Origin of the sequence: Pseudomonas tremae, assembly GCF_023278125.1 — a bacterium.
Taxonomy (GTDB): Bacteria; Pseudomonadota; Gammaproteobacteria; order Pseudomonadales; family Pseudomonadaceae; genus Aquipseudomonas; species Aquipseudomonas tremae.
Genome location: NZ_CP066270.1, coordinates 3,523,826 through 3,533,399 on the forward strand (window position 1 = coordinate 3,523,826; position 9,574 = coordinate 3,533,399).

The following is a 9,574-nucleotide window of genomic DNA, read 5'->3' on the forward strand; positions in this document are numbered from 1 at the left end:
TTGCATGACGCTCCGCGTCACAAATCTACACCGTGCTGCGTATTCAGGATCGGACGCAAAGCGTCGGCACGATAATCTGCAGGCGCTTACTTGTCAGAATGCCCCTGCGCCATCGCCACCACGACTTTTCGTTTGCCAGTGAACGGCGCACGCGAGTGGGCGGTGAGCATGTTGTCGAGCATCAGTACGTCGTTTTCCAGCCACGGGAAGCTCACGGTGCAGTCATCTAGTACGCCACGAATCTCGTCCAGCAGGCTTTCTTCGATGGGCGAGCCGTCGCCATAGTAGACATTGCGCGGCAGGTCCTCTTCATCCACTACGTCCAGCAGGGTTTCGCGAACTTCCGGTTGCAGGTTGGAAATATGGAACAGGTGCGCCTGATTGAACCAGACGGTGTCGTGGGTCACCGGATGCCGGGAAACTGTCTGGCAGATCTGCCGGGTGCGCAGTTCCCCGCCGTCTTTCCATTCGCATTCGATGTTGTGTGCACGACAGTAGGCCTCGACCACGCGCTCGTCTTCGGTATTGAACACCTGGCTCCATTCCACATCGAGGCCGTTACCGTAGTTGCGCACGTACATCAGCTTCTTTTCGATGAAGCGATCACGAATGCGCGCCGGAATGCGTCGGTAGATCTCGCGACTGTCGGCAATCGGCGTTTCGCCGCCGGTCTGCGCCGCGATCATGCTGTAGAACCAGATTTTCATCGGCCAGTCCAGCGTGTAGGCCTGCTCGTTGTGCAGCGGGATGCTCTGGTGCGCAGGGTATTCGGTGGAGGTGTACACGCCCTTGGTCACGTTGCTGCGCGGCGTGGAGCCAAACTCATAATTGAGCAGCGGATCGCCGAAACCGCCGGCGAACTCACGAAACGCTTCGGCTCCGCCCACTTCAAATCCGCGGAACAGAATGCCACCTGCGCTATACAGGTGTTCGGCTACCAGCGGCTTGAGTTCGCCCAGCGCTTCGATCAAGTCCAGACCGGGTTCGGGCGCCTGCACCAGCATGGGCAAACTGCCCGCCCCTGCCAGCAGCGGCCGGATATCCATACTCAACGCATGACTCATGATGTCTCTCCCTCGATGGCAAAAGCGCCCGAGCCCCTGCGGCCTGGCGCAACACCCATGTGCAGATTGAACGTACTTCGCCACTGAAAAATTAGCTGCCCCCCCCCCGTTTCCTGTGCCTTGCAGATATTTCCGGCAGCTCTGAAACAATTTTTTTCATTTAAACGCAAAAAATTCCTATAGGAATCTCGTTCTCATTCGTCTTTAACTGAATGCGAGGCTTTATATCGCCCGCGCGTGCATACCGAGAGCCCGTCTGACGCCAGCTCTACATCGTGAATCGAGATTGTTAATCCATGTCGAAGAAGTCCCGTTCAAAAATCTGGTTCCTCGTCCACAGCTGGCTTGCGCTGCCTATCTGGTTCTTCGTGCTGATCGTCTGCGTGACCGGCACGCTGGCGGTGATCAGCAAGGAAATCATGTGGCTTGCCAACCCGGAGATGCGTGACAACCGCCCTTCCGATGATGCCCGGCGCATGAGCTTCGAGCAGATTCGCGCGACCATCGAGCGCAATGAGCCGGACCTGATCGTCGGCACGATCATGCAGCCCGACGGTGACTATTTCGCCCTGAGCGTGTTCGTGACTTACCCGGACGGGCGCTCGGTGCCGGCTTACGTCAACCCTTATACCGGGGTGATTCAGGGCCTCACGCCGTCATTCGATTTCCGCCGCTTTACCCGCGCCCTGCACGGCTGGTGGCTGGTGCCGTTCACCAATGGCTATTCGTGGGGCTGGTATCTGGTGTCGATTCTCGGCCTGCCGCTACTGGCTTCGCTGGTGACCGGGCTGGTGGTCTACAAGAAATTCTGGCGCGGCTTTTTCAAGCCGGTTCGCCTCAGTCAGGGCCCGAGGATTTTCTGGGGCGACCTGCATCGCCTCAGTGGCGTCTGGTCAATCTGGTTCATCGCGGTGATTTCCATCACAGGCACCTGGTTTCTGATTCAGGCGATCCTCGGCGATAACCAGATCAGTATCTCGAGCAAATCCCAGGTCGCGTCGATCATCCCGCACAGCGCCGTGCCGCTGACCGCCGATGGCAGCCCGGCGCCGACCATCAGCCTGGAGCGAGCCGTGGAAATCGCCAAGGAGCGAATTCCGGGTCTTGAAGCCAGCTTTATCACACCGCCCTTCAATCCCTACAGCAACATGCAGGTCGGTGGCCGCAGTTGGTACCCGCTGATGTTCCAGACTGCCGAAATCAACCCGTACAGCGGTGAAATAGCGGCCTCGCACCTGTTGTCGGACCGTAACAAGCTGGAGTTCGTCACCGAGTCCATGCGCCCGCTGCACACCGGCGATTTCGGCGGTATCTGGATCAAGCTGATCTGGGCGTTCTTCGGCCTGCTATTGAGCATGATGGTCCTCAGCGGCCTTTTGATCTGGAGCAAACGCACCGCGCTGGCGACGCTTAACGCCCTCAAGCGTGAAGCCAAAATCAGGCCTGTCGTATACACCCCGGAACTACATACCTCGCCACTGGCGACCCGCGCCCCGGAGAACAGCCTGTGAGCAAGGTCGCTGTCGCACAACCTGCATCGTCGCTGAGCCGTTTCTGGCACAAGTGGCGCTTCCACATCAATGTATTGCTGGTGCTGATCCCACTGGGTTTCATGCCCAAATACTTCTCCGACAACGCGCTGGATCGGGGCGATCAAGGCCTGGGCCAGCGTGAGGTCGGCGAGATACAGGTCGGCCCGTGGAGCCTGCGCCTTGCAGAAGACCGAAACGAAGCCCCGCGCCTGTCCGGCCCGTCGGGCTACATGAAAAGTTTCAACGCCGCGCTGTGCAATGCCTGCATCGACCGGGTCAAGGCCACTTACCTGCGCATCGGCAAGCCGCGCAGCCTGCGCACCGCCGGGGTGATTTTCTTCGGTGGTGGCTACCGCATGAGCGCGTTCATGCAGGTTGCGGAAAACACCAGCCCCGACTCAGACCTGTGGATCACCATGGAAGGCTGGGACGGCACCATGCATCAGACTTCCATCCCTCTGCAACAGGCTTCGCCGACTACCGTGGCGTGGCTGAAAAAACAAGGAGCCAAACCATGAGTGCCCGCCCTTCCCTGCATTGGCTGAAGGCCAGCGCCCTGTGCCTGCTTGGCCTGAGCGGCAACGCCCTGGCGCACAACCCGATGTGCGAATGCAAACAGATCGACAACGAGCAGATCCGCTGCACCGGTGGTTTTTCCGACGGCAGCGGTGCGCCCGGCGTAACCCTCGACGTCATCGGCTACGACGAAACCATTCTGGTGCCCGGCAAGCTGGGTGAGGATTCGACCGTAACCTTCAAGCGCCCTGCTTCCGAATTCTACGTGTTGTTCGACGCAGGCCCCGGCCATGTGGTGGAAATCGATCAGGCGGATATCTCGACCCCATGAGTGCGCCAACCCGACAAATCGTCCGTCCGGCTGGCGCCGGGCATGAAACTCTCTACGTTTTGCTGCTGTGCCTGTTGATCCTCGGCGTTGCTGCAGGGGTCGTCAGCCTGCACCGTGACACCCAGGAAACGCATAGCCTTGCCAGCCATCAACTCGACGCACGACTTGACCTGAGCGCCGCCGAGCAAGGCATCTACGCCGATCTGCGCGTGACCCTCGACGAAATTCGCCTGCTGGCCGAAGAGCAGCAGACGCCGATCACACCGCAACAACTGGGCGAAGAAGGCTTTGCGCCATTCGCCCAAGACGTCAGCTCGGTGAGCCGTGGCGGCCATGCCTGGCAAATGGTCGAGCAGTCCTACCTGGGGCTGACTCAGGCACCCAGCGTGGCAGGCTCGTTTCTGATGCGTGTCGATTCGTCGCGTGGCGATCAGCCTGACATCTGGATCAACCGCAGCGGCTCACTGGCGTCAGTCAGCGACCTCGGTGACAAGGCCCTGACCGATGCTGGCTGGAAACGGGTCGTTGCACAATTCGATGCTGGCGTGACACGTCAGCACCCGCACTGAAACTCCGTATTCATTTGAAAGAAGATCGCTTGCCCATGCCTATTTCATTCAAACGCCGCCCTTTGCTGCGCGGCCTGCTGGTGGGCCTGTTCGCCGCCCTGCTGGCACCGTCCGGCTATGCCGCCGACCCGGCAAAACGCCTGCGCATCGGCATCACCCTGCACCCTTATTATAGCTACGTGAGCAATATCGTCGGTGACAAGGCCGAAGTCGTGCCGCTGATCCCGGCCGGTTTCAACCCGCACGCCTACGAGCCGCGCGCCGAGGACATCAAGCGTATCGGTTCGCTGGACGTGATAGTGCTCAACGGCGTCGGCCATGACGATTTCGCCGACCGCATGATCGCTGCCAGTGAAACGCCGAACATCAAGACCATTGAGGCCAACGCCGACGTGCCGTTGCTGGCTGCTACCGGCGTGGCGGCAAGAGGTGCAGGCAAAGTGGTCAACCCGCATACGTTTCTGTCGATCAGTGCGTCCATCGCTCAGGTTAACAACATTGCCCGCGAGCTTGGCAAGCTTGACCCGGACAACGCCAAAACCTACACCGCCAACGCCCGCGCCTATGGCAAGCGCCTGCGGCAGATGCGTGCCGACGCCCTCGCAAAGCTGACCAAAGCCCCCAACGCCGACCTGCGCGTGGCCACAGTGCACGCCGCCTACGACTACCTGCTGCGTGAATTCGGCCTGGAAGTGACGGCGGTGGTAGAACCTGCGCATGGCATCGAACCCAGCCCGAGCCAGTTGAAAAAGACCATCGACCAACTGCGCGAACTGGATGTGAAAGTGATCTTCTCGGAAATGGATTTCCCTTCCACCTATGTAGATACCATTCAGCGCGAATCAGGGGTCAAGCTGTACCCGCTGTCGCACATTTCCTATGGCGAATACACCGCCGACAAGTACGAGAAGGAAATGGCCGGCAACCTCGACACCGTGGTGCGGGCGATTCAGGAGTCTGGCACATGACTATTGCGCAGAACCTCGACATCGTCAGCAAAGGCCCCAGCATCGAATTCAATCAGGTGAGCCTGACGCTTGGACGCACGACGATTCTCGACCGGGTGCATTTCAACGTGCGCGCTGGCAGCGTACACGCGCTGGTCGGGCCGAACGGCGGCGGCAAAAGCTCGCTGATCAAGACCCTGCTCGGGCAGACGCCACATCAGGGCCAACTGAGCCTGCAATGGCCTGCCGCACCGGGCCTGATCGGTTACGTGCCACAGGCACTGGAGTTCGACCGCGGCCTGCCCATGACCGTGGATGATTTCATGGCAGCCATGTGTCAGCGGCGTCCGGCGTTTCTGGGTTTGTCGAAGCATTACGCGGCAGCGATTGGCGAAGCGCTGGAACGGGTCGGCCTGCAGGACAAACGCAAACGGCGCATGGGCGCGCTGTCCGGTGGCGAGCGGCAGCGGGTACTGTTGGCACAGGGGTTGATTCCTGCGCCGCAATTGCTGGTGCTTGATGAGCCGATGTCGGCACTCGATGAAGCCGGAATTCAAGTCTTCGAGCGCCTGTTGCTTGACTGGCGTCGCAGCGGCATCACCGTGCTGTGGATCGAGCATGATCTGGACGCGGTGCGGCGGCTGGCTGATCAGGTGACCGGGCTCAGTCGCCGCGTTCTGTTCGACGAGCCTGCCGCCACGGCACTGACGCCAGAGCGGCTGCTGACGTTGTTTTCTGCTCATCCTCGCGCTGCGGATACCGTTGACGGGAGCGCCGCCTAATGGATTACGAAACGTTTCGCCTGTTCATTCAGGGCCTCGCCTCATCCGGTTATCTGCCCGAGGCGCTGGCTTACGGATTTGTGGTCAATGCTCTGCTCGCCGGGCTGTTGATCGGCCCGGTGCTCGGAGGCCTGGGCACACTGGTGGTGGTCAAGCGCTTTGCGTTCTTCTCCGAAGCAGTAGGCCATGCGGCGCTGACCGGAGTAGCCATCGGCATTCTGCTTGGCGAGCCGTACACAGGGCCGTATGGCGCGCTGTTCGGTTACTGCCTGCTGTTCGGCATCGTCCTTAACTACCTGCGCAACCGTACCGGGCTGGCACCGGACACGCTGATCGGCGTGTTCCTCTCGGTATCGCTGGCTCTCGGCGCAAGCCTGCTGCTGGTGCTGGCCGGCAAGATCAATGTGCACATTCTGGAAAACGTGCTGTTCGGCTCGGTATTGACCGTCAACGGTAATGACCTGCTGGTGCTGCTGATCGTCGGTTCACTGGTGATGGGCCTGAGCCTGCCGCTTTACAACCGCATCATGCTGGCCAGTTTCAACCCGCAACTGGCCGCCGTTCGCGGTGTAGCAGTGAAGACCCTGGATTACCTGTTCGTGATTCTGGTCACTTTGATCACCGTTGCCGCCGTGAAAGTCATCGGCGCGATTCTGGTCGGTGCGTTGCTGGTGATTCCAGCGGCAGCGGCACGCCTGTTGAGCCAGTCGCTGAAAGGCTTTTTCTGGATTTCAGTGGCTATAGCGACCGTCAGTACCCTGTGCGGCATCCTGCTGCCAATCGTCTTCGACCTGCCTGTGCCGTCCGGCGCAGCGATCATTCTGGTGGCCGGCGCTGCCTTCGCCCTGGCCGCCATCGCTCGCGGCACCCTGCCGAGTCTGAAAGGGAATATTGGATAAATGCCTACTCTACGTACCTTGACCCTGGCACTGGCCATGACCGGTCTGTTCGCCAACAGTCTGTATGCCGCCGACGCCAAAACCGACAGCTCGCAGCCCGTGCGTGTGCTGGCCAGTCTGCCGATCACCTACGGGCTGGCCGAGATGCTGCTCAAGGACAGCGGCGTGGTGCTGGAGCGCGCTGCCGCCGCCAACCTGCCCGGCTCGCGTCAGACCGCATATTTCACCGGGCGTGGGGCCGATGCATTGCGCGGGCTGGCGAACAACGCCGATGCGGTGATCGGCTTGCGTTCGATCTGGGCCGACGACCCTCTTTACCCTAATGCCCGCCGCAGCAATATCCGCATTGTCGAAATTGACGCGGCGCGTCCAGTGGACGGCAGCTTGCCGGGCATTGCCGTTCAGCCGGGCCAGGGCACTGACGGTCTGAACAGTCAGCCATGGCTGGCAAGCAACAACATGGGACGGATGGCGGATGTGCTGGCCGCGGATCTGGTGCGCCTGGTACCGGCAGCCAAACCGAAGATCGAAGCCAACCTGGCGGCGTTCAAGCAACAGTTGCTCAAGCTCAGCGCCAGCAGCGAAGCAGCGCTGGCCGGTGCCGACAACTTGAGCGTGGTGAGTTTGTCGGACCGCTTTGGCTATTTGATCAGCGGGCTGAATCTGGAACTGATCGACAGCCAGGTGCTGACAGACGAACAGTGGACGCCCGAGGCATTGAACAAGCTGAGCGCGACCTTAAAGGACAAAGACGTGGCGCTGGTGCTTGATCATCGTCAACCGCCAGAGCCGGTACAGGCTGCAATCGAGGCGGCTGGCAGCAAGCTGTTGGTGCTGGGGATCGATGGCGCTGACCCGCTGGCGGAGTTGCAGGGGGATATTCAGGGGATTATCAAGGTGCTGGCTGGCAGAGAGTGATGCGGCAAAGGCGTCAGGCCTCAGCCCGAAGGACCTAGGAGCGAACTTGTTCGCGAAGTCTATATTTCAGACGATAAATCCACCGTGAATGTACCGCCGTCTTCGCGAACAAGAGCATCAGCAGGCAAGACAGCCATGCAGCTTACTCAGTGGGCTACGCCGTCTGCGCTTCCATTTTCTGGCGCAGGCTCAGGGGGCGCATGTCGGTCCAGACTTCTTCGATGTAGGCCAGGCATTCTTTCTTGAAGCCGCTTTTGCCCACTGTGCGCCAGCCGTTAGGAATGGCTTTGTAGTCGGGCCAGATCGAATACTGTTCTTCGTGGTTGACCACCACTTGAAAGACGATGTCTTCCCGATCGAATACTGAAGTCATTGCTGCTCTCCGTGTGTGTTCAGTGCTGCCGTGCCAATTCATGGCAGCTATAGGGATTGAACGTATCACTACGTCAAAAAATTAAAGCTGTGCAACAGAGGCGTTGAGTGCGCGACCGAAAATTTCAGCCACTTCGTCGACCTGCTCGGCAGTGATCACCAGCGGTGGCAGGAAGCGCACCACGCTGCCATGTCGACCACCCAGCTCTAGAATCAGCCCGCGCTTGAGGCATTCATGCTGGATCAGCGGGGCCAGACGGGCAAATACCGGCGGGTGCCCCTGCGCATCTCGCGCACCGGCCGGATCGACCAGTTCGACGCCGAGCATCAGCCCGCGACCACGAATATCGCCCAACTGCGGAAAATCGCGCTGCAACGCTCGCAAATGCCCGGACAAACGTGCGCCCATGGCTGTCGCGTGTTCGCAAATATTGTGTTCCTGAAGATAGCGCATTACTGCCGAACCGGTAGCCATTGCCATCTGATTGCCGCGGAAGGTTCCGGCATGGGCGCCCGGCAGCCAGGTGTCGAGCCATGAACGATAGACCACCACCGCCAACGGCAGGCTGCCGCCGATGGCTTTGGACATGACTACCACGTCCGGGATGATCCCGGCGTGCTCAAAGGCAAACATCTTGCCGGTGCGGGCAAAACCGCTCTGGATTTCATCGACAATCAGCGCCACACCGGCCTTCTCGGTGATCCGCCGCACGCCGCGCAACCAGTCGAGATCAGCAGGAATCACACCGCCCTCGCCCTGCACCACTTCAAGAATAACCGCTGCTGGCAGTTGCACGCCGGCTTCCGGGTCGTTCAGCAGATTCTCCAGATAATGCAGGTTGGCACGCACGCCCTGTTCGCCGCCAAGCCCGAACGGGCAGCGGTAATCGTAGGGATAGGGCAGAAACTGCACGCCCATACTGAGCAAGGCACCGAGCGGCTTTTTCGGCCCCAGGCTGCCCATCAGGCTCAATGCGCCCTGGCTCATGCCGTGATAACCGCCCTGAAACGACAGCACCGTACTGCGTCCGGTAGCTGTGCGTACCAGTTTCAGCGCAGCTTCCACCGCATCGGTACCGGTCGGGCCGCAGAACTGAATCCTCGCGTCGTCGGCCAACGCTGGCGGCAACAGGCCGAACAGGTCCTGAACGAACCGGTCCTTGACCGGCGTAGTAAGGTCAAGGGTGTGCAGCGGCAGCTCGTCGGCGATAACCTGCTGGATCGCTTCGATAATCACCGGGTGGTTATGCCCGAGCGCCAGCGTGCCCGCGCCCGCCAGACAGTCGATGAAGCGCCGGCCTTCGACGTCCTCGACGTGAATGCCCTTGGCGCGCTTGAGCGCCAGCGGAATACGCCGTGGGTAGCTGCGCGCATTGGACTCCTGGCGACTCTGCCGGGCCAGCAATGGTGATTCGTCGAACTGATAGAGTGTTTCAGCCTCTGCCGGAGTAGTCCGAGTCAACTGATCGTCGATAAACCTGGTAGCGACTGACATCTGTACAACCCTCAATACGCTGCATGAATGACCTGAGGCACGACGATTAGCCATGCTGATTCCGGTGTTTATTCCTTCCCTTGAAAACGCACCAGCGAGCTGCGGATTTACACCCGGTAACGAGTTTTTTATCCGAAGCGCCCGCGCCC

11 protein-coding genes are annotated in these 9,574 nt (G+C 60.2%); 8 read left to right on the top strand and 3 right to left on the bottom strand.

Going from position 1 to position 9,574, the window contains the following annotated elements; translation table 11 throughout:
• Positions 1–86: 86 nt before the first annotated feature.
• Positions 87–1,064, bottom strand: coding sequence for a TauD/TfdA family dioxygenase (locus I9H09_RS15935; RefSeq protein ID WP_122324839.1), 978 nt, complete (start codon positions 1,062–1,064; stop codon positions 87–89).
• Between the two features lie 296 nt (positions 1,065–1,360).
• Here I9H09_RS15935 and I9H09_RS15940 point away from each other — a divergent pair, with 296 nt between their 5' ends.
• From I9H09_RS15940 to I9H09_RS15975, 8 genes are read left to right on the top strand one after another with little or no spacing between them, the layout of a single operon-like run.
• Complete coding sequence (locus tag I9H09_RS15940; RefSeq protein WP_122347305.1) at positions 1,361–2,575, top strand: PepSY-associated TM helix domain-containing protein; 1,215 nt, start codon at positions 1,361–1,363, stop codon at positions 2,573–2,575.
• Positions 2,572–3,114, top strand: coding sequence for a hypothetical protein (locus I9H09_RS15945; protein ID WP_005887631.1), 543 nt, complete (start codon positions 2,572–2,574; stop codon positions 3,112–3,114). Before I9H09_RS15940 ends, I9H09_RS15945 begins: the two co-directional genes overlap by 4 nt.
• The gene (locus I9H09_RS15950) at positions 3,111–3,443 is read left to right on the top strand and encodes a hypothetical protein (RefSeq protein ID WP_005887629.1); all 333 of its coding nucleotides are present in this window, start codon (positions 3,111–3,113) and stop codon (positions 3,441–3,443) included. The genes I9H09_RS15945 and I9H09_RS15950 overlap by 4 nt, the downstream gene beginning before the upstream one ends.
• Positions 3,440–4,012 (top strand): DUF6162 family protein, encoded by a 573-nt coding sequence (locus tag I9H09_RS15955; protein ID WP_122324841.1) that lies wholly within the window; start codon positions 3,440–3,442, stop codon positions 4,010–4,012. The genes I9H09_RS15950 and I9H09_RS15955 overlap by 4 nt, the downstream gene beginning before the upstream one ends.
• Positions 4,013–4,047: 35 nt before the next feature.
• Entirely contained in the window at positions 4,048–4,980 is a 933-nt protein-coding gene (locus I9H09_RS15960; RefSeq protein WP_024671212.1) for a metal ABC transporter substrate-binding protein, read from the top strand.
• On the top strand, positions 4,977–5,741 hold the full coding sequence (locus tag I9H09_RS15965) for a metal ABC transporter ATP-binding protein (RefSeq protein ID WP_122324842.1): 765 nt from the start codon (positions 4,977–4,979) through the stop codon (positions 5,739–5,741). The genes I9H09_RS15960 and I9H09_RS15965 overlap by 4 nt, the downstream gene beginning before the upstream one ends.
• Positions 5,741–6,640 carry a metal ABC transporter permease gene (locus I9H09_RS15970; RefSeq protein ID WP_005887624.1) on the top strand — a complete coding sequence of 300 codons (900 nt, stop codon included), beginning with the start codon at positions 5,741–5,743 and terminating at the stop codon, positions 6,638–6,640. The genes I9H09_RS15965 and I9H09_RS15970 overlap by 1 nt, the downstream gene beginning before the upstream one ends.
• Complete coding sequence (locus I9H09_RS15975) at positions 6,641–7,558, top strand: metal ABC transporter substrate-binding protein (protein ID WP_122313097.1); 918 nt, start codon at positions 6,641–6,643, stop codon at positions 7,556–7,558.
• Positions 7,559–7,712: 154 nt separating this feature from the next.
• Here I9H09_RS15975 and I9H09_RS15980 read toward each other — a convergent pair whose 3' ends face one another.
• Together I9H09_RS15980 and I9H09_RS15985 are read right to left on the bottom strand one after the other, a co-directional pair.
• Positions 7,713–7,931 carry an MbtH family protein gene (locus I9H09_RS15980; RefSeq protein WP_003304661.1) on the bottom strand — a complete coding sequence of 73 codons (219 nt, stop codon included), beginning with the start codon at positions 7,929–7,931 and terminating at the stop codon, positions 7,713–7,715.
• A gap of 81 nt (positions 7,932–8,012) precedes the next feature.
• A complete protein-coding gene (locus I9H09_RS15985; protein ID WP_122347304.1) occupies positions 8,013–9,425 on the bottom strand; it encodes an aspartate aminotransferase family protein in 1,413 nt (470 codons plus the stop codon).
• Positions 9,426–9,574 lie beyond the last annotated feature (149 nt).